The sequence below is a fragment of the Vibrio hippocampi genome (assembly GCF_921292975.1).
Classification (GTDB): domain Bacteria; phylum Pseudomonadota; class Gammaproteobacteria; order Enterobacterales; family Vibrionaceae; genus Vibrio; species Vibrio hippocampi.
The window spans coordinates 1,088,007-1,110,340 of record NZ_CAKLCM010000002.1; the positions used below are offsets into that span (position 1 = coordinate 1,088,007).

The following is a 22,334-nucleotide window of genomic DNA, read 5'->3' on the forward strand; positions in this document are numbered from 1 at the left end:
CAAATAGATAAATGACCCTATTTGATTCAGCCAAATTAATTCTTACAAACGATTGAATAAAAAAAAAGGGAAATTACTTTCCCTTTTTTTAGATATAAAATTTTTAATCACAGAAACTTGCGAGTTTATAAATTTTTAACTATGTCTTTTACAAGTTTTGGTCCGTGGTAAATAAAACCAGAATATACTTGAACCAATGAAGCACCAGCCATTAATTTTTCTTTCGCTGAAACATAAGAGTCAACGCCACCTACCCCGATAATAGGTAATTTACCTTGTAGGTTTTCGCTAAGCAGCTTAACAACTTCAGTGCTTCGTAATTGCACTGGACGGCCACTTAGACCACCGGCCTCATTAGCAAACTTCATTCCCTCAACAATAGAGCGATCAAGCGTCGTATTGGTTGCAATAACGCCGTCGATACTATTTTTAATTAACGAGTCACAGATTTGTTTAATCTCGTCATCACTTAGATCAGGAGCGATTTTCAACGCAAGCGGTACATACTTACCGTGTTTTTGCTCAAGTTCTGCTTGTTTCTGTTTCAGTTCCGCAAGCAACTCGTCAAGCGCTTCACCGTACTGTAAAGAACGTAACCCTGGCGTATTTGGTGAGGAGATGTTGACTGCGATATAACCTGCATGCTCATACACTTTTTCCATACAGATAAGGTAGTCTTCAGCCCCTTTCTCTATTGGTGTATCTTTGTTTTTGCCGATATTGATACCCAGAATGCCGTCATACTTTGCTTTCTTAACGTTTTCTACCAAGTTATCAACACCATCGTTGTTGAAACCCATACGGTTAATGATACCTTCGGCTTGAACTAAGCGAAATAGGCGTGGTTTATCGTTACCTGGTTGTGGACGTGGCGTAACCGTTCCAACTTCAATGAAGCCAAAACCCATAGCACCAAAGGCCTCAATACATTCGCCGTTTTTATCCAAACCAGCAGCAAGGCCGACAGGATTCTTAAAAGTAAGCCCCATACACTCAACTGGGCGATGTGGGAGTTGTTGACGGTAAGCGAGGTCAAACGGTGTTCCGTTGAAGCGCTTAAAGTTTTGAATAGCAAGATCATGAGCCTTTTCGGCATCAAGTTGGAAAAAGCCAGTTCTGGCAAGACGGTAAAGCATTGTGCCTCCGATAGAAAACCCGTGTAAACGGGGCGATATTATCTTAGCAAATGCAATAATATGCAATCATCAAATGATTTTATTAATCATTTCAGCCGCTAGCTGTCAATTTTAGTGACAACGTCACCATGATTAAGCAGCTAGCTATCGTTTTGTTTTAACTGTTATTTAACAGCATGACTATTTCGCACAATTTAGATTTAACAAACTCAATTCCCTCAAAGCGACCGAGAACTTGGCAAACTCATGCACATTCCCTACTTTGAACTCGTTGAGAATATTTTCCCAACGCTGCAAACTGACTCGATTAGAATCAGACCATTGATTAAGTGACGCCGTCACATCAAGCGATTCTCTATCACATTGGCAATTAAGCACCTGAACGGTTAACTGCCTCTGTTGCCAATCTAAGTCCTCTCTAAAGGCTGCTCGTGCTAGAGCTTGCCAGTTATTATCGACAACTTGGTTATTTATCTGTTGCAAGAACCAATGCAGTGATAGCTGGTGACCAAGAGTAAAATAGGCTTTTGAGGCTAACTCAACACTACTTCCCACTTGCAGGGCAATTTCGACGATATCACCCGCAGACAGCAAACTCGACAATCGAGCAACGTATATTGCTGTTTCCTCTTCGATACCCTGCTCAACCCAGTTTTTCGCTAATTGACGATACTCCTCTACCTCTTGTTCCACCAAACATTGATCTAACATTTGATCGATCAATTGAAGCTGATCTTTATAGCGATCAATCAAATGATCAACAGATTGAGTACCCGGGTGGTTTCGTAGCATCCATCTCGACATTCTCCGCATGGTGCGACGTACATGGGACAACACTTCATACTGCGCTGGTGCCGATGCGCTATTATCCATATCTCGAATTTGCTTAAAAATACTGTCAAAGCTGAATATCGCTCGAGATGCGGCATAAGCATTGGCAATATCGATAATGCTCGCCCCAGTCTCTTCTTGTAAACGGTGCACAAAATTGCACCCCATCTCATTGACCATCTGATTGGCTAGTTGAGTAGCAATAATTTCAGCTTGCAACGGATGTTGCAGCATATTTGCCAAATAGTTACGTTGTAACTCAGTTGGGAAGTATTTGTACAATTGCTGCTGATGGTAGGATTCCGTGCTTATGTCGTCATGAACGAGCTCTTGCTTTAACACCATTTTTCCATATGCGACCAAGACAGAAAGTTCCGGTCTTGTCAGTCCGACGCCCTGCTTTTCCCTCTCGAGCAGTTCTTCATCGGTTGGTATGTTTTCCAAACCACGATCTAAGTAGCCTAACTTTTCAAGCGTATGGATAAAGCGAATTTGTTCTTTCACTAGACCAACGCCTTGATAATCTGTGACTGAAATAGATTCAGACTGACAGTAAGCATCATCCAACACAATCTCAGCGACTTCATCTTCCATCGAGTCCAAGATCTTATTGCGCTGCTTAACCGTCAGATCACCCGAAGCGACAATACTATTAAGTAAAATCTTAATATTGACTTCATTGTCGGAGCAATCCACCCCGCCAACGTTATCAACAAAGTCGGTATTCACTCGACCACCATTGAGCGCAAATTCAATACGACCGAGTTGGGTCATACCTAAGTTTCCGCCTTCACCGACCACTTTCGCCTGTAACTCTACACCATCGATTCTGACGACATCATTGGCTCTGTCGCCCACATCAGTATGAGTTTCATTAATGGATTTAACATAGGTGCCAATACCACCATTCCAAAGTAAATCTACTGGCGATCTGAGTAGCATTTGGATCAATTCGTTGGGGGTTACCGCCGATTTTCTTGTTCCTACCAGCTTTTGAATTTCAGGAGACAGATCAATGGATTTAGATCGTCTAGAGAAAATCCCGCCTCCTTGGGAGATCAAAGCGCTCTCGTAGTCGAGCCATGAGGAACCCGGAAGATCAAAGAGACGCTTACGTTCGATCCAACTTTTATCCGCCTGCGGATTGGGATCAATAAAAATATGTAAGTGGTTAAACGCTGCGACTAGTCGCGTGTGCTTAGATAGGAGCATGCCATTGCCAAACACGTCCCCCGCCATATCACCGATTCCTATCGCAGTGAACTCTTCACTTTGGCAATCTATACCGAGTTCTCTAAAATGACGTTTAACCGATTCCCAACCACCTTTAGCCGTAATCCCCATCGCCTTGTGGTCATAACCATTAGAACCACCGGAGGCAAATGCGTCACCTAGCCAAAAGTTGTACTCTTGGGAAACCGAGTTAGCAAGATCTGAAAATGTGGCGGTTCCTTTGTCTGCTGCAACCACCAAGTAAGGATCATCGTCATCATGTCGCACGAGTTGCTGCGGAACGACAACCTGACCATCAATAATATTGTCTGAAACATCCAGCAATCCGCGAATAAACATCCGGTAGCAACGCTGACCCTCAGCAAAAATCTGCTCTCTTGAGGTCATCAAGGGTTGATGTTTACAAACGAATCCTCCTTTTGCCCCTACTGGCACAATGACTGTATTCTTAACCTGTTGCGCTTTCACCAAGCCAAGTATTTCCGTACGGAAGTCTTCTTGTCTGTCAGACCAACGCAATCCACCACGCGCCACTTTTCCGCCTCTTAAGTGGACACCCTCTATATCTGGCGAGTAGACAAAAATCTCGTAAGCTGGAACAGGCGCCGGAATATCCGTGATGCTATTAGGTTGTAACTTTAGCGACAGCCAAGCTTTTGCTTCACCATCAGCATCTTTTTGGTAGTAGTTGGTGCGTAAAGTGGCAGTGATCATCTCGATATAGCGACGAATGATTCGATCATCATCTAAGCTTTCTACTTGATCTAACTGTTGATTGATCTTTTCAATAGTGCGAGCCTGACCTTTACTGCTGCCTTTCAGGCTTGGCTTAAAACGTTTCTCAAACAGAGTAATAATGTCTTTTGCTAACTCGGGATAATGGTCAAAGGTATCTTCGATATAGTGCTGACTGAATGGGAATCCTACTTGTCGCATATAACGGGCATAAGCTCTTAAGATAGAGACCTCTCTCCCAGTTAACGCAGCAGACAAAACCAAGCGGTTAAAGCCATCGCTCTCCAATCTTCCTGCCCAAATATCGGCAAATGCTGATTGAAAACGCTCACTAGCGGCTTGAAGATCAACACTTTGATCGCTTTTATGAAGCATTGAAAAATCTAGAATCCAATAGGTATTTCCATCAGATTTAATAATTTCATACGGCGACTCGCCAATGACTCGTAGACCAAGATTTTCCAGCATCGGCATCACATCCGACAGGTGGATCGGTTCATCCCGATGGTAGAGTTTTAGTCGTACACGCTTTGAATCCGAAGCCAGTTCTTGTGGTCGATAAAACAACATGCCGAGCTTGTTGTCTTGATCAAGTTGCTGTAAATGTTCAATGTCTGATACCGCTGTTGCAGCCAACGTATCTTCTTTGTAAGAGCGTGGAAAAGCGTGAGCATAGGTTTTAGCCAAAGGTAGACCTAAACTCTCGCCAAAATGCGCAACGATCGATTCCGTTAAACGGTCATCCCAAGATGCCGAGACCTCCATTAGGTTTCTTTCTATCGCTTTCACATCTACGTCCAAATTGTTGTTATCCACTCTAACGATATAGTGCGTTCTGGCGAGCGGACTCTCAGAGAAATAAGTTGTAAATTCAACTTGTTGATCACAACCAAAATAACTTTTCAGGATCCGTTGCGTGTCTTTTCTCAGCTGGGTGTTATAACGATCTTTACTCACGTAAACCATGCAACTAAAGAAGCGACCAAAAGGATCTTTGCGCACAAACAGACGGATCAAATCCCTGTCCTGCATTTGCACTACTCCCGTGCCCACTTCCAGCAACTCTTGTTCAGTGGCTTGAAGCAGTTCGTCTCTTGGGTAGTTTTCAAGTATGTTTCTTAGCGCTTTATAGGAGTATGAGCCTTGGCGATAACCACTCGCTTGTAAGATACGTTCAACTTTATCGCCAATCAGCGGGATAGTGGCAACACTTTGGTTGTATACCGCAGAGGTATAAAGACCGGTAAATCTATGCTCGCCTATCACCTTACCTTTACTGTCGAATTTTTTGATACCGATATAGTCGGTATACGCCGGTCTATGGATTTTACTCGCCTTATTGCCTTTAGTAAGGATCAGTAAGTACGGTTTCTGAGCTTCTAAGCGAGCAGAATCAGAAAACTCGGTTAGCTTCACCGCTCTGACTCTCTCCTTGTCAGCAAACAGTCCTAACCCTGATTCATCTGTGGGAGCGAGAATGAAATCATCTTGTTTGCCAACAAGATCAAACTCTTTGTAACCCATAAAGGTAAAGTTGTGCTTTCCTAACCATTTAAGAAAAGCGATGGTCTCATCTAAATGAGCAGTATCGACTGGCAACTGTGATTGATTAGTCACGAGCTCATCGGTAATTTGCTGTAATTTTTTTGCCATCGGTTGCCATGCATCGACCACCATGGCGGCATCATTAAAGATCGACTCTAGCTCTTGCTTTAACGCTGCCATCTCATGCTTGTCACTCATGCGATCAACTTCAATATGGAAGACAGATTGTAATCCTCCCGTTGATTGGTTAATGGCTAAGATCTGCCCTGCTTCGTCTCGTTCTATCTGAGTCGGACCGTGGATCATTAAATGACAAGTCAACTCTAAACGGCTTAATGCCATTTTTACCGAATCCACCAAAAACGGCGAATCCGTCACCGAAATCTCGACAACAGTATGGGTTGACTGCCAACCATTGCGTTTGACGGTTGGGTTAAACACTCGCACGGAGATACTTTGTTGAGAGGTGTCGTTGAGATGATGCCAAAGACTGACGATCGCACCATAAAGATCAGATTCATTACGCTGAAGCAGATCATCTTCAGAAACATTACTAAAAAGGTGTTGAGCAAGGTGGGTAATGTTGACCTGCTGTTGGTCTTCAAATTTATCCGCAATCAGTTGATAGACTTTCTCAAGTAGGACTGGTACTACAGGTTCGCGTGTGGTCATAAAAACGCTCCAGCTTTATTATTATCATTTTGGCAACGAAACTTACGATTTACTTATATTGTAAAAGTTTTATTGCCAAGTCGTTAACTTTTAATTGGAGGTTAGCACATGCAGAAGTTGGGTTGTGTGACTAATGCTTTGATTTATATTAAATATCGTAGTTTATAGTGACTCTAGTTTTATAAACTTGTTATTTGCGTCAGTCACCAATCGAAAACGTCCTTTAAGACCCAATTGTGTCACAAATGGTCTAAAGCGACTTGCCGGCAGTTGCAGCCTAAGTCCTTGATCAGTATGAACCACAATACTGGAAGCCTGACCAGAGTAATGCGACAAATAGGTTTGATAAGGAATGTTGAGGTTAAAAAAATAACTATTCATTATGAACTCATCACTGAAACTAGCACAGGCGATCTCATCAGTTAGTATCGCCTGTGCTATTTATACCGATTAATTCAGCGCTTTACTGACTTTCTCAAATAGATCTTTAGCAAGATTGTCGAGCTGTTGAAGTTTTTCTAACTCAGTACGGATAAGAGATTGACGCTCTTGGTCGTATTTCTTGAACTTCAATAGCGGGTCAATCAAACGCGACGCAACTTGAGGGTTCGACTCATTCAATTGTGCCAAAATTTCCCCAGCAAATTGATAGCCACTCCCCGACTTGTCATGAAAACGTTTCGGGTTCATATTCAAGAATGAACCAACTAGACTGCGGGTACGATTTGGATTGCTTAAGCTGAACGCTTTATGTTGCATACAAGCTTTTAGATTATCCAACGCATCATCGGCAGGATTGGTTCCTTGTAGTGCAAACCACTTATCCATCACCAAACCGTCATGAGACCACTTGTCACTGTAATCATTCATAATTGCCTGACGCTGTTTCAACGATGCCGAGTTAACCGCGCTCATTGCCGCCATGGTATCGGTCATATTGTTCGCCGTTTGATACTGCTCAACCGCTAGCCCACTGAACGGTGCCAAATGTACCAAATATTGTAGACATAGATTTCTCAGCGAACGTTTGCCAATCGCCTCATGTTCTACACTGTATTCCGCTTGCTTTAGCATATGGTACATTGCGGACAATTCATCTTGCAGTGCTTCCGCTAAAATCAACTTTATACCTTTGATCACATCGCAAACGGCATCCACGTCAACAGTTTCATACCAACCGCTCACTTCATTGAAGCTGGGTAGCGATAGCGCTTCGGCAATAAACGCAGGCTCTAATTCACTATCCAGTAATACACCACGGAAAGCATCAATGACCATCTCCGGTAAATGAACTTTGTCCCCTTTAGACAGCGCAACAACATTTGACTTGATGTACTTAGCCAATAGCATCTGACCCGCATCCCATTTGGCAAACTCATTTTGAGCATGCACCATCAAGAAAGCTAACTGCTCATCACTGTACTCGAAGTTAAGTTTCACTGGTGCAGAGAATTCTCTTAACATTGATGGGACCGGCTTTTCGCTCACATTGTCAAAGACAAACTCTTGATTCGCTTGAGTTATGTCGAGAACATTCGCCACTTTTGAACCGTTACAGCGTAACTCAATAGCTTGACCATCTGCGGCATAAAGCTCAATATCGAACGGAATATGCAGAGGTTGTTTCTCAGACTGATCTTGAGTCGACGCCGTGCTCTGTGAAACCGATAAAGTATAGGTCTGATTGTCTTGATCATAACGGTCAGTCACTGTCACCGTTGGCGTACCCGACTGGCTATACCAAAGTCTAAATTGTGACAAATCGACACCCGACGCATCTTCCATTGCGGCAACAAAATCTTCACAAGTCGCAGCAGTACCATCATGGCGTTCAAAGTAAAGCTTCATACCCGCTTGGAACTTTGATTCGCCCAGCAAAGTGTGCATCATTCGGATCACTTCACTGCCCTTCTCATACACGGTTAAAGTATAGAAGTTATTCATTTCTATCACTTTTTCCGGACGAATTGGGTGCGACATCGGGCTTGCATCTTCGGCAAATTGAGGACCTCTGATGATGCGAACATTGTTAATACGGTTAACCGCTCTTGAGCCCAAATCCGACGAGAATTCTTGATCGCGGAATACCGTCAAACCTTCTTTAAGGCTCAATTGGAACCAGTCGCGACAGGTAACTCGGTTACCTGTCCAGTTGTGAAAATACTCGTGACCAATGACGGCTTCAATTCCAAGGTAATCCGTATCTGTTGCCGTTTGTTCATTGGCTAATACAAATTTTGAATTAAAGACATTTAAACCTTTATTTTCCATTGCACCCATGTTGAAGAAATCAACGGCGACAATCATATAAATATCGAGATCGTACTCAAGACCAAAGCGCTCTTCATCCCATTTCATTGAATTGACTAATGACGTCATCGCATGATGTGCGCGTTCAAGGTTGCCTTTGTCGACAAATATTTCCAAAGCGACATTGCGACCAGATTGAGTGACGTATTTATCTTTGAGTACATCAAAATCACCCGCCACCAATGCGAAGAGGTAACTGGGTTTTGGATGAGGATCTTGCCAAGAAACGAAATGTTTACCATCGTCAAGATCACCATGCTCAACCTTATTACCGTTGCTCAATAGATAAGGAAACTCTGCTTTATCAGCAATCACCTTAGTGAAATAAGTCGCCAAAACATCAGGTCGATCGAGGAAATAGGTAATACGACGGAAACCTTCCGCTTCGCATTGGGTGCAGTACGCCCCGTCTGAAATGTATAAACCTTCAAGTGCAGTATTCTTTGCTGGTGCGATATCATTTTCTATCACCAGTTCAAATTTTTGTGGCAGATTAGAAAGCGTTAAGCCACTTTCAGTTTGCTGATAATCTTGCCAAGCGACACCATTAACGGTGACGGATACCAATTCGATACCTTCGCCATCCAGTTCTAGCTCGGTCTGATCGCTAAGTTGTTCAACTTGAGAGATTGCTGTTACACGAGTACGTTCTGGGTTGAGATCGAAGGTTAAGTTTACATCTGTGATGGTATGCGTAGGAGATTGATAATCTTTACGGTATTTGGCTTGAGGTGCTGACTCTGTCATCCTTTAGTCCTTATAATATTCTGATGGAGCCGATAGGCTCTTAACATTCGGATTATATACTTAAGTGCCAGTTGTTTGCAGAATTGTTAGCAAAAAAAAGCACCAATTGTCATTGGCGCTTAATGTCTATACCAAAGTCGATTAACTCTTCACCGGATCCGGTTTAGCACAGCAAACATATCACCATCCTCAACTTCCAATGTCAGTTCATCCTCAGTCAACGTATACGTCGTATCATGCTCACCATTTTGATAAAGCAGCACTAAGTGGTCATCCTCGGTGTAATAGACGCCACTATGAATCGCTTCATCCCCTGCATCGGAACGAACTCGGAATGTGAATACAAAATCAGGCTGAAGAATGAGATCCATTTGGTTAATGATCTTGGCTTGTTTATCGTCACCCGATACGGTTACCGACGACCAAATACCTGCTAGACCATTTGATAATGCCTTAGTAAACAACACACCATTTAAATTCAGTTTGTTATGGTTGCTTTGATAGTCGTAAATTTGCGGATCTTCACTGTTAAGTCCAAGAATCAGTGTCTCTTCATTCGCCGAAAACAACCCACTCCAATGTTCGACACTATAGTCCGATTTTTGAATATCGATTGAAAATGTGTAATTTGATTCAAGAGACAGCTTAATGGCTAAAAAAGAGTCGGTTTCATTGTCCGGCTCAGGATTGACCAAATACCAATCCCCCAATAGAAAGGGTTGATCGAAATGAGTCAGGTCATTGTTATCTCGACTTGGGCTCGAAACGACAGAAAACGAACAAAAAATGATTAACATGGCTAGCCATTTCATACACGCGCTCCTTTGTGTTTTTTTTAAGCTTAGGAGTCATCATGATGAAAAGCGAAATTTTTTGATCTACATCAAACTATCAATGAGGAGATGTATCGAATTTGAGGCATAAAAGGCTGCAGATTCATACAAATGTCATGTACAAATTAAAATAAAAGCGAGCCTAGGCTCGCTTTTCGTTGAGTGATTATTTCAATGTTTAGCTGTTTAGCATGTCTAGCATAATGGCAACAGACTCATCTAAGTAGGGATCTGGCTGCTCATAGTCTTTTGGAATATCGTCAACGGTTTTAAATACTTCTTTACCTAGTGCTTTTTGTCTCGCGTTAACACGCTCTAGGTTAAGTTGTTCCGTTTTATCACTTTGCGCCTGTCGAGTCGCTAAATTAAGTGAAATCGTTTGGTCATTCTTTTCGGAAGCATATCTCTTGATATCTTGCTCAATAAAACCAAATTCCATGTCAGACTTAATACGCTGTGCATGCTTGCTGTTCAATGCAGCAATTAAATCATCGTTACGGCGTAACACCTTGTAATCGGCTCTATCAATTTGATCCCAAGGAAGCGCATTGTCTTCGACGCTTTCACCAGTTTCCGATGCGGCAATAGGAGTTGGGTATGGAATATCTGGTACAACACCTTTGTTCTGAGTGCTACCACCGTCAATGCGATAGAACTTCTGAATAGTGTATTGCACATAACCCAGCTCTTTATCGAAAAGATCATAGATATGATTCAATGAACGATGCTGCTGTACCGTACCTTTACCAAAGGAGTTTTCACCTAAGATAATGGCACGACCATAGTCTTGCATCGCCGCTGCAAAAATTTCCGATGCCGAGGCACTATAGCGGTTGATTAACACCGTCATCGGACCGTCATAGCTAATTTCACCGCCGGTATCACTGTTGACGTTGACTCTGCCATAGCTATCACGAACCTGAACAATTGGACCACTCTCGATAAACAAACCAGACAAGGCATTGGCTTCTGTCAATGCACCACCGCCGTTGTTTCGCAGATCAACGATAATACCATCTACTTTTTGCTGCTTAAGTTCAGCAATCAGCTTCTCGGTCTCTTTCGACAAACCAACGTAGAAACTTGGTACCTCAAGTACGCCTATCTTCTTGCCATCTTTCTCAATGACTTCAGATTTGACGGCTCGATCTTCAAGACGGATCTTATCTCGAACAATTTCCACCACGCGAGCTTGGGCATCTTTGCCTTCAGAGAGCACTTCCAGTTTCACTTTGGTCCCTTTCGGTCCCTTAATTAACTGAACAACATCATCTAAACGCCAGCCAATCACATCGACGATATCTTCGCCGTCTTGACCAACACCGATGATCTTGTCACCTTCCCCTAATTCATTACTCTTAGAAGCCGGACCTCCGGTTACGAGAGAGCGAATTACGGTATAGTCGTCAGTCAACTGAAGTACGGCACCAATCCCTTCCAGAGACAAGTTCATCTCAGATTGGAACTGCTCCGCATTTCTTGGTGATAGATAACTGGTATGTGGATCAACTTCACGAGCGAACGCATTCATATACACTTGGAAAGCATCTTCGTTGTGAGATTGCATCAAACGCTTAATGGCATTGTTATAGCGTTTGCTCAGTGTTGTTTTGATCTCTTCCCAATCTTTGCCAGCAAGTTTCAAGTTCAAAGCATCATACTTAACTCGCTTTCGCCATAACTCATCAAGTTCCGCTTGATTCTTCGCCCAAGGGCTTTCTGAACGGTCAATCGTTATTGATTCATCGATATTAAACTTCATTTCTTTATCAAGTAATGACAATGCATAGACAAAACGATCGTAACGCTTCTGCATCGACAGATTGTAAACATCAAACGCAATCTGGTTGTTACCTGCTTTTAGTTGGTCATCCAGTTGAACTGACCAAGGGGCAAAGCTATCGATATCGGCTTGGGTGAAAACGTTTCGATTGTAGTCGAGCATTTCAACATAACGATTGAAAATCGCTTTTGAAAACTCGTCATCAAGAGTGAAGTGTTTATAGTGGGATCGAGTAAAACGAGAGGTCACTCGCTTACTGGCGGTTTCATGCTGAGTTTCTGGAGCCAATTTGGGAATATCACTCTTTTGATATTTGGCATCGAGAGCTTGAGCAGAAAAGGCTGCTAGCCAAAGGCTAGCAGCTACTAATGATACTTTTGAACGGCACTTCATGCGTAGGAAAGTCTCCTTTATGCGCGCAGGTGCTCCGCTTTAACAACCATTTGAAGGCCATTTACTAGCTGAACGCGCACATCTTCCTTATTGATTTCAACAATGGTCGCAGCCATGTTGCCTTTACCCATGTTTACGTTTACCTGCTTGCCTACGATCATTTCATCAGCATTCAGTGCACGCGTTTCCACCGGCTTGTTTACTTTAGCTGTGTTTTTAGCGCTGTTTTGTGGCTTGCGAGCTTGAGGCTTAGCTGTTTTTGGCTTCTTCGCTTTCGCTTCTTCGCGTGCTTTAGCCGCTTGTTCCTTACGGCGAGCAGCAACTTTTGCTTTGCTTTCTGCTAGCGTCGCTTGAGCGTGTTCAACGTGTTCCGCTTCTAAAGCACCACATTCATTACCATCAAGGTCAACACGAACCGCATCCGCTTTTACACCGTGCAGATAACGCCAAGAAGAAGTGTACTGTCTTAACGCTGCACGCAGTTGAGTCTTGCTGACTTTCTCATCATCTTTCAGACGTTCGGCAAGATCTTGAAAGATACCAATCTTTAATGGCTTTGCCTCACCTTCTACAGTAAAGCATTTAGGGAAACATTCAGCAATGTAAGCGATAATTTCTTTGCTGTTTTTCAACTTCTCAGTGTTTTCCATGTGGGTTCCTGGTTAATGCGGCTTTTTCCGCAGAGCGTTTAGAAAAATATTCTTGGTATTATAGTGACCTGCAATAGAAAAACCACAGGCAAATACCATTTTAATCCCTGTTTGTATGGGAATTAAGCACCTTTTCTACCGATTTCATCAAGTTGCTCAGACCAATTTCGTCAATTTCCGAAAACCGTGACAATGACGGACTATCAATATCAAGTACGCCGGTGACGTTATCACCAGTCAATCCAGTCACCGTAAACGGGATCACTAGTTCTGAATTACTGGCTGCATCACAAGCAATATGACCTTCAAAAGCGTGCACATCCTCAATACGTTGAACTTCGTTGGTCGCTACCGCTGTACCACAGACTCCGCGTCCAACTGGAATTCGCACGCATGCTGGCTTACCCTGAAATGGACCAAGGACTAATTCCCCGTCTTTCATCAAGTAAAAGCCTACCCAGTTTAAGTCGTCTAGTTCCATATTAAGCAAAGCACTAACATTAGAGAGGTTCGCAATGAAATCCGATTCAGATTCAATAAGTGCAACCGCTTGGCGGGTTAATCGTTGATAATTTTCTAGGTTCATTAAATTTCCGTAATACTTCTTTGAGGCTGAGCGCTGCGAAACATCGTACACAATGAAAGCTAAGCGATTCAAGTTACCGTCAGTGCAGTTTTGAGTTTACTTAGATATAAAGGTCGGATTTGATACAGATTAACTCAAATCGACCCTATTGAGCTTAGCTGGGTAACTCCGTACAATGCCAGCACAATAAAAATAGGAATTATTCTCATAAAAATGACAAATTCAAAGGATACTATTAGCCGTTCGTGGTTGATAACACAAGCAAAAAAACACAAGCCTCGTCTTATTGGGGCGAATATCATCGCTATTATCGCCACATTAATCAGTGTTCCTATCCCACTTTTGATGCCGTTGATGGTGGATGAAGTGTTGCTCAATCAACCCGGCACTGGGCTGGATTACATGAATCATCTGTTGCCTACTGGCTGGCAAACGCCCATTGGCTACATCGTGTTGACCCTGTTATTGGTCATCTTTATGCGTACTGCTAGCCAAGCACTTAATATTTTGCAGGGTCGTCAATTTACCCTTGTGTCTAAAACGATCACCTATCAAATGCGCTGCAAAATGATCGACAAACTCGGTCGTATCAGCATTAAGCAGTACGAAACACGCGGCAGTGGCGGTATCAATGCACATTTGATCACAGACATCGAAACCATCGATCAATTCATCGGTTCGACCTTAAGCAAATTCATTATCAGCCTATTAACGGTTATTGGTACTGCGATTGTTTTGTTATGGCTTGAGTGGCGACTGGGTTTATTCATTTTGCTCGTCAACCCTATCGTGGTTTACTTCTCGCGCAAACTAGGTGGCATGGTTAAACACCTAAAACGACGAGAAAACCACGCGTTTGAAATATTCCAAAACCGTTTGGTTGAAACCCTTGACGGTATCTATCAACTTCGAGCTGCCAATCGCGAACGTGACTTTCTTGAACAGTTAAAGTCCCAAGCTAACGATGTGAGAGCCAATGCCGATAAATATGCGTGGCAATCCGAAGCGGCTGGGCGAGTCTCTTTTCTACTATTTTTGATTGGTTTTGAGTTATTTCGTGCTATCGCGATGGTCATGGTTCTGTTTAGCGACCTGACCATCGGTCAAATTTTCGCAGTCTTTGGCTATCTTTGGTTTATGCTCGGTCCAGTACAAGAACTACTCGGCATCCAATTTTCTTGGTACAGCGCAAAGGCGGCGTTAGGTCGTATCAACACCTTGCTCGATCTCGAAGAAGAGCCACGCCCTATCAGCCAAGTCAATCCTTTTTCATCGCAACGACAAGTAGATGTAGAGGTAAAAAATGTTTCATTTGCTTATGATGGTGATAAACAGGTACTCAACAACCTAAATCTCACCATACCTGCTGGCAAAAAAGTCGCCCTTGTTGGTGCGAGTGGCGGAGGAAAATCAACCCTGATTCAACTGCTGATTGGCGTCTATCAACAAAGTCAGGGCAAACTTTTGTTTAATGGTTGTGACAGCAATGAGATAGGCTTTGAAATAATCAGAAATAAAATTGCTGTTGTTTTACAACAACCTATACTGTTTAATGACTCGCTTAAACATAACCTGACGCTGGGTAAGTCGTACGATAACATTACGATTTGGAATGCACTTAAAGTCGCTCAACTTCAAGATGTCACGGATCAGTTAACTGAGGGATTAGAGACTCAGATTGGTCGCAACGGAATTCGCTTATCTGGTGGGCAAAGACAGCGCCTTGCTATTGCGCGTATGATTCTAAGTGATCCACAATTTGTGATACTTGATGAAGCTACCTCAGCGCTAGATACGGCGACGGAGGCGGCGTTGCACAAAGCATTAAGCGAATTTTTACACAATCGCACCACCCTGATCGTGGCGCATAGATTATCGGCAGTGAAACAAGCGGATTTGATTTATGTGCTTGAAGACGGCCAAGTTTCGCAATCAGGGACACACAATGAACTCGTTGAAACACAAGGGCTTTACCAAACCTTATATGGAAATATTCAGTCAGCAAGTTAGATTTAATTCCCTCACTCGCCTCTTGCATTATAGAGGCGAGCATGACTGATTTAGCCTTGGAAACTAAAAACGGGGTCCGTCTTTGTCACTGTTGTGATCTCGCGATCGACATTGTTCCGATTGAAGAGGGTCAAAGTGCCAACTGTCCCCGTTGCGGTTCGCAACTCTATCAGCACCAAAATCAAACGAAACGTATCAATGGTAACCTTGCTCTCGCCATTACTTGCTTAATCTTGTTGATCCCTGCGCAGTATTTTGACTTTATTACCATACGTTTGGTTGGCGTCAAAATTGAGGGAACCTTGTGGCAAAGCGTTGTTGCTTTATATCAAGAAGGCTATCTGAGCCTCGCCATATTGACTTTCCTGTGTCACACACTCGCCCCCATTTTGATGTGTAGCTCAATCTTCGCCGCCCATATCGCCATTCGTTATCGTTTAACTCGGCTGTTTAAGTGGTCTATGACGATTCTAAACCCAATCAAACACTGGGTTATGCTCGATGTATTTCTGTTTAGTTTGGCTATTTCTTGTTTTAAGCTGCAGGACTACTCGGATATCTATATTGGTAAGGGGCTCTATTGTTTAGTGATTTTACAGGTTGTCACTGTTCTGTTGTTGTCTCGCATTAACGTCCGTCGTTACTGGGAAGTTTGGCAGCCTGAGCACAGCGTTGAATCCGGTCAACATGCCGTTCACTGTTACCATTGCCATCTTTCGCAACAGCATGCCGAGATCTGCACTCGTTGTGGACATAAACTCCACTATCGTATGCCAAATTCAGTGCAGAAAACCTGGGCCTACTTAATCTCTGCCAGCATATGCTTGATCCCTGCAAACCTGCTCCCTATTTCTATCTTGATAACCAATGGACAACGGCTAGAGGATACCATCTTTTCCGGTGTCTCTGGTTTAATCGCCAACGATATGTTAGGGATCGCCATCATCATTTTTACCGCCAGTATTATCGTACCGGTTGCAAAAATTCTTGGCTTGGGATACCTACTATTACGCATCCAATTTAAACAAAAAGGCTGCAGTCGAACTGACGTAAAGCTTTACCGAGCAATCAAATGGATTGGTAAGTGGTCAATGACCGACCTGTTTGTTATCGCCATTATGTTAACCTTAGTCGACCGAGGCCAAGTGCTTAACTTTACGCCGGGTCTTGGCGCTTTGGCTTTTGGGGCGGTGGTCGTTCTGACGATGTTTGCCGCAGAAAGCCTTGACCCTCGTTTGCTTTGGCGATACAGCGAACCCTTTGTTTCCCATGATTCAGATAACGTTGAGAAGTAGTTTTAATGAGTAACGACAATCAGCAACAAACTGTACACGCACCGAATATCCATAAAGAGCGCAAGCTTTCTCCTTTATGGATCATCCCCATCTTAACCATGGTGTTAGCAGGCTGGCTATTGGTCAAAGCAGTGCATGACTCTGGACAGCGAGTTCAGATATTTTTCTCAGATGCTCAGGGACTGATCGCTGGTCGCACGACGATTCGCTATCAAGGTCTCGAAGTCGGTATGGTGCGTGATATTAACCTATCTGACGATCTCGGCAGTATCTATGTTGAGGCTGATATCTACCCTGAAGCGGAGAAATTACTTGGCGAGGACACCAAGTTTTGGCTCGTCAAACCCTCCGCAAGTCTATCAGGGATCTCGGGGCTTGATGCTCTCGTGAGCGGCAATTATGTCGCGATCTATCCAGCGACCCAGCAAGATGATTCTGTGAAAAAATTCCATGCACTCAGCGCTGTGCCGTCCGAGTTGGCTGTCGATGACGGTCTTACCGTGACCTTAACCGCTCGAGATTTGGGTGGTGTCTCTATTGGTTCAAAGATCGTTTATCGCAAAATTCCGGTTGGTAAAGTGTACAGCTACCAACTTGATGATAAAGCCGAGCAAGTCATCATCAAAGCCTCTATCCAAAAAGAGTTCAAGCACATCATCACCAATCAAAGCCGTTTTTGGAATGTCAGTGGTATTGGGGCGAGTGTCGGTTTTAACGGCGTTGATATCAGACTCGAAAGTTTAAGTGCTATCTTGGCGGGGGCGATTGCTGTCGACTCCCCTGATGGTGGCGAACCCGTCAAAGCGGGAAGTGAATTTAAGCTCTATCCAAATCTAAAAACTGCGGGTCGCGGTATCCCGATCACGATTGCATTACCAGATGACAACCAAGTCAAGCCTAACGGTTCGCCGATCATGTTCCGAGGCATTGAAATTGGTCAGGTAAATAACCTCGCCCTAAATAAAGAAAGAGACTCGATTCTCGCCTCTGCCTCTATTGAGCCCGCATTCAGCGATATGCTCAATCAAGGGACGCTATTTCTGCTCGAAGAAGCCAAAGTGTCGCTCTCTGGAGTCGAAAATCTATCCAACCTTGTCACCGGTAATTTTCTTACCCTAGTTCCGGGACAAGGAGAAAAGGCGCGGGATTTTGTTGCGATTAAACAAGACGAACTTGACCGCGTGCAGGCTAAGTCTATTGCTATTCGATTAATTTCAGATAACTCATTCGGTCTAGAAGCCGGCAGTAAGGTGCTGTTCAAAGGGATCGAGGTAGGCTCTATTACTAATGTTGAGTTATTCGAACAACAAGTGGTGTTAGATATCTCCGTCGATATTGCCTACAAGGATCTGATCCGCTCTCAAAACCGCTTCTTTGTGACCGGTAGCGCAACGGCTGAGTTAACAAAATCCGGACTCAATGTCACCGTACCGCCAGCAAAGCAGCTATTAAGCGGCTCCATTAGCTTTGTCAGTGAAGGCAGCAAAACCGACCGAGCCGAGTTTCCTTTATTCCAAACTCGATCGCTTGCAGAGCTAGCAAAAAGTAATAGTCTAGGTTCGATGAGTGTCACACTGTTAGCCAGTGAATTACCTCCAGTGCAAGAAAATAGCCCTATCTTGTATCGCAACCTGCAGGTCGGCATTGTTAAGAATTATCAATTAACGGATAGCGGCGTCTTGATTAATGCCAATATCGAAAATCGTTACAAACACCTCGTTACGTCCAACGCCGTGTTTTGGAACCGCTCTGGTGTCGAAGTCGATGCCTCGCTTTCCGGCATTAGCGTTAAAGCAGCGCCGCTTAAAACGCTTATCGACGGTGGGATTGCTTTCGATAACCTGACAGGGATTGAAAACAAAGTCGGTAAACAATGGAAGCTGTATCGCGATTTTGATTCCGCAAGAAAATTTGGTCAATCCATCACGCTGACGACAACGACAACCGATCAGACCGTGCGCAAAGGCATGGCGATTCAATACCAAGGTATCAAGGTTGGCGAAGTCATGCTCACCGTACCCGACTTCGAACAACAACGTGTCGAAGTGACTGCGCGAATCCTACCCGAATACGCGCAAAGAATTACCAAACAAGGCAGCTATTTTTGGCTTGTTCATCCACAGATAGGGCTAAATGGGGTGAAAAATCTGTCGGCCTTAGTGTCTCCCTATATCGCGGTCGAACCGGGTAACGGCAGCAGCAGCAAAGACTTCAAGCTATTTGATTTTAAGAAATTAGAAAATGGGGCTGAATTTACCTTACAGAGTGAACAACGTGGTTCAATTAAGCCCGGCACTCCTGTGTTTTACCGTGATATTGAAGTCGGTCGGGTTACCACGGTCGAACTCGGTCCTTTCGCTGACCGAGTCATTACCAGCATAGTGATCGATAAAAGTTACGCTTATCTTGTCCGTGCCAACAGTGTGTTTTGGAATGTCTCAGGACTAAACGTCGATATTGGCCTGTCAGGCGCTCAAATTCGTGCTGGCACCGTTGACAGTCTTGTGCGAGGCGGCATTACTTTCTCAACACCTGAAGGTACCCAATTGCAACCTGCAGCCAAAGCCGGGCAATCCTTTTATCTCAACGCACAAGGTGACCCTAAGTGGACACAATGGCGCACAGCCATTCCCGCTCCGTAATCCTTACAATCTCGATGTGCCTCTGTTCAATCAGCGACAAAGGCACGTCAGGCTTTATCGCCCTTCAGTTGTATCGGGCTAAGTTTACCAAGGTTATTGTTTACCAAGGTTATAATTTGCCGAGGTAAGGTGACACACTAAATTTGTATTACTACTGCAACCCATCGTTAGTTAGGGTTATAATTAGCCCTATCCACTATTATCCGCGCCATATGGGTCCTATTTTGCATTCAAACGTTTATCTCCCAGACGACTTTCTTCACCACGTTGAATCCTTTTTACCATCACACCTGAACATGGAAGATTTTCTTAAAGCGTGTCAAAGCCCGTTAAGAAAAAGCATCCGCGTCAATACTCTTAAGGTTTCTGTTGCCGATTTTAAACATAGAGCTGAGTCGAATGGCTGGACTCTGACATCAATCCCTTGGTGTAACGAAGGTTTTTGGATCGATGCTGATGAATCTCAAGTACCTTTAGGTAATAGTGCCGAACACTTAGCCGGATTATTCTATATTCAAGAAGCCAGTTCTATGCTGCCACCAGCCGCACTTTTTAACCAAACGCAGCATCACTTTGAAGCGGTTCTAGACATGGCGGCCGCCCCTGGCTCTAAAACCACACAGATTGCCGCCTGTATGAACAATGAAGGTATCTTGGTCGCCAACGAGTATGCTGCCAGTCGAGTCAAAGTGCTGCACGCCAACGTCGAACGATGTGGCGTGAAAAATGTCGCCATTAGTAATTATGATGCTCGCGTTTTCGGTGGTTGGCTTCCGGAACAGTTTGACGCTATCTTGCTCGATGCCCCCTGCTCCGGTGAAGGCACGGTTCGTAAGGATGTTGACGCCCTTAAAAACTGGTCAAAGGCATCCACCGAAGCGATCGCTGCAACACAAAAGGATCTGATCGAGAGTGCCTTTCACGCCCTTAAAATTGGCGGCGAACTGGTTTATTCCACCTGTGCTTTGAGTCCGGAAGAAAACCAACATGTCGCCCAGCACCTCCTTGACACTTTTGCGGGTGCCGTTGAAGCCTTACCTTTGAATCAACTGTTTAGTGATGCAGACAAAGCCTGTACAGAACAAGGGTTCTTGCATGTATTTCCGCAAATTTTTGATAGTGAAGGTTTTTTCATTGCTAAGTTTCGCAAACTGAGCTCAGTCCCTGCACCAAGCGTGAAAAAGCGTCTCGGAAAGTTTCCATTCGCAAAACTGTCTAATAAAGCCTCCGATGATATCGCCGCACAGCTGCAACAAACTTTGGGGCTGAGTCTGCCCGTCGAAAGTCAGTTATGGCAACGCGATAATGATATTTGGCTGTTCCCAACCGCACTTGAACCGATGTTGGGTGAATTCCGTTTCTCACGCATGGGCATTAAAATCGCAGAGCAACACAAAAAAGGCTACCGCTGGCAGCATCAAGTCGCCACGGCACTGGCAAGCAACCCAGATGCACTCGCTAGTGATCAGGTACCACAAAGTGTCGAACTAACGACCGCTGATGCTAGAGAATGGTTTATGGGTCGAGATGTCCGCCCAGAAATCATCCACTCAGAAACCACCCATCCACAAACAACAAATAGCGGTAAAGGTGAAGTACTCGTCAGCTATCGTGGCTTCATTATAGGCTTAGGTAAATGGGTCGGGAATCGAGTCAAAAATGGGCTGCCAAGAGAATTAGTACGAGATAAAAATCTATTTTAAGTTAAATAGATAGGACAAGTTACTCGAGAAAAGTGGGATTTACATCGCACTATTTTGGTTATGTACTACACTTTAAGTGTTGCAGAAAACAGCGATTGAACAAATTGCCATTCATTTCCAAAGTTAGCGTAGGCTCTCTAAGAGCCATTCCCCTAGGCCCAAATCAGGATCAGTTTTGGGCCTCTTTTTATCTGCAGTTTCACAGCTAAAATCTGGTAACAAAAAGCTCTGATAACAAAGCCTCTGGCAACAAAAACTCTGCATCAAAAGCTCTTACATAAAAAGCTCTTACATCAAAGGACTAATACAAAAAGGACTGATACAAAAAAGCCCCTACTTCAAGTAGAGGCCTGATTAAATTACAGCGCGTTTTGTACAGAGAGTGCTACTCGTTTCCAACTAAACGGATACCATCTTTATCGATAGAAATTCGACCTTGCTTATATAGACCACCAATGGTCTTTTTGAACGTACCTTTACTGGTCTTGAACGTAGCAAAAATCGCTTCTGGGGTAGATTTATCGCTTAGCGGTAAGAAGCCACCTTTTTTCTCAAGCAGATCCAGAACCTTTTCGCTCAGGTCATCCATCTTCGCAACGCCAATTTTTTGCAACGTCAAATCGATCTTGCCATCTTCGCGAACCTGCTTGACGTAACCCTTCAAGCGCTTGCCAACAAACAGTTTTCCAAACACATCTGATGGGAAAATCATCCCCCAGTGTTCGCCATTGATGATAGCCTTGTAACCTAGGTCACTACGCTCGGCAATCAACAGGTCAACTTGTTGGTTTTTAGTGTATGTCGCTGGTGTGTTATCCAACCACTTATTAAACTTCGTCGTGCCCACAATACGACCTGACGCCTTATCGGTGTAGACGTAGACCAATATCGTTTGACCAACGGTTAAACGTCCACGTTGCTCACTAAATGGGATCAAAAGATCTTTTTCTTTAATGCCCCAACTGGCAAATGCGCCGACACTATTGACACCCTCAACCTTCATCAAGCCCCACTCGCCGACCTGAGCAACCGGTTTCTCGGTTGTCGCTGCAAGCTGGTTGTCCGCATCGAAATAAAGAAACACATCAATCATATCCTCAGCAGTCAAACCATCAGGAGCATACTTTTTACTTAATAAGATCGAACCGTAGTCTTGTCCGTCTAAAAACCAACCAAAATCGGCTTCTTTGACCACTTTTAGGCGATTGATTTGACCTGGATTTATCATGA

Annotated in this window: 13 protein-coding genes; 4 read left to right on the forward strand and 9 right to left on the reverse strand. The window is 43.9% G+C overall.

The features are described 5' to 3' along the window. Positions 1–125: 125 nt before the first annotated feature. The 8 genes from pyrD to L9Q39_RS07360 all read right to left on the reverse strand — a co-directional run bounded on the left by pyrD (position 126) and on the right by L9Q39_RS07360 (position 13,454). Entirely contained in the window at positions 126–1,136 is a 1,011-nt protein-coding gene (gene pyrD / locus L9Q39_RS07325) for a quinone-dependent dihydroorotate dehydrogenase (RefSeq protein ID WP_237484440.1), read from the reverse strand. 180 nt (positions 1,137–1,316) lie between these two features. Next, complete coding sequence (locus L9Q39_RS07330) at positions 1,317–6,152, reverse strand: NAD-glutamate dehydrogenase (RefSeq protein ID WP_237484441.1); 4,836 nt, start codon at positions 6,150–6,152, stop codon at positions 1,317–1,319. A gap of 162 nt (positions 6,153–6,314) precedes the next feature. Further along, positions 6,315–6,533, reverse strand: coding sequence for a DUF2835 domain-containing protein (locus L9Q39_RS07335; RefSeq protein WP_237484442.1), 219 nt, complete (start codon positions 6,531–6,533; stop codon positions 6,315–6,317). Positions 6,534–6,602: 69 nt separating this feature from the next. Beyond that, positions 6,603–9,209, reverse strand: coding sequence for an aminopeptidase N (gene pepN, locus L9Q39_RS07340; RefSeq protein WP_237484443.1), 2,607 nt, complete (start codon positions 9,207–9,209; stop codon positions 6,603–6,605). 149 nt (positions 9,210–9,358) lie between these two features. Beyond that, entirely contained in the window at positions 9,359–10,021 is a 663-nt protein-coding gene (locus L9Q39_RS07345) for a hypothetical protein (RefSeq protein ID WP_237484444.1), read from the reverse strand. Between the two features lie 199 nt (positions 10,022–10,220). Beyond that, positions 10,221–12,218: a carboxy terminal-processing peptidase gene (gene prc / locus L9Q39_RS07350; protein WP_237484445.1), complete on the reverse strand. Its 1,998-nt coding sequence runs from the start codon at positions 12,216–12,218 to the stop codon at positions 10,221–10,223. A gap of 17 nt (positions 12,219–12,235) precedes the next feature. Beyond that, on the reverse strand, positions 12,236–12,868 hold the full coding sequence (gene proQ / locus L9Q39_RS07355) for an RNA chaperone ProQ (protein WP_237484446.1): 633 nt from the start codon (positions 12,866–12,868) through the stop codon (positions 12,236–12,238). A 100-nt stretch (positions 12,869–12,968) separates the two neighbouring features. Then, complete coding sequence (locus L9Q39_RS07360) at positions 12,969–13,454, reverse strand: GAF domain-containing protein (protein ID WP_237484447.1); 486 nt, start codon at positions 13,452–13,454, stop codon at positions 12,969–12,971. Positions 13,455–13,667: 213 nt separating this feature from the next. Here L9Q39_RS07360 and L9Q39_RS07365 point away from each other — a divergent pair, with 213 nt between their 5' ends. The 4 genes from L9Q39_RS07365 (at position 13,668) to rsmF (ending at position 21,104) form a co-directional block, all read left to right on the forward strand. Continuing rightward, positions 13,668–15,464, forward strand: coding sequence for an ABC transporter ATP-binding protein (locus L9Q39_RS07365; RefSeq protein WP_237484448.1), 1,797 nt, complete (start codon positions 13,668–13,670; stop codon positions 15,462–15,464). A 41-nt stretch (positions 15,465–15,505) separates the two neighbouring features. Then, entirely contained in the window at positions 15,506–16,759 is a 1,254-nt protein-coding gene (locus L9Q39_RS07370; protein WP_237484449.1) for a paraquat-inducible protein A, read from the forward strand. A 5-nt stretch (positions 16,760–16,764) separates the two neighbouring features. Further along, positions 16,765–19,401 carry a PqiB family protein gene (locus tag L9Q39_RS07375; RefSeq protein WP_237484450.1) on the forward strand — a complete coding sequence of 879 codons (2,637 nt, stop codon included), beginning with the start codon at positions 16,765–16,767 and terminating at the stop codon, positions 19,399–19,401. Between the two features lie 224 nt (positions 19,402–19,625). Then, positions 19,626–21,104 carry a 16S rRNA (cytosine(1407)-C(5))-methyltransferase RsmF gene (rsmF, locus tag L9Q39_RS07380; protein ID WP_237484451.1) on the forward strand — a complete coding sequence of 493 codons (1,479 nt, stop codon included), beginning with the start codon at positions 19,626–19,628 and terminating at the stop codon, positions 21,102–21,104. Positions 21,105–21,489: 385 nt separating this feature from the next. Here rsmF and L9Q39_RS07385 read toward each other — a convergent pair whose 3' ends face one another. After that, on the reverse strand, positions 21,490–22,332 hold the full coding sequence (locus L9Q39_RS07385) for a CvfB family protein (protein ID WP_237484452.1): 843 nt from the start codon (positions 22,330–22,332) through the stop codon (positions 21,490–21,492). Between the last annotated feature and the right edge of the window lie 2 nt (positions 22,333–22,334).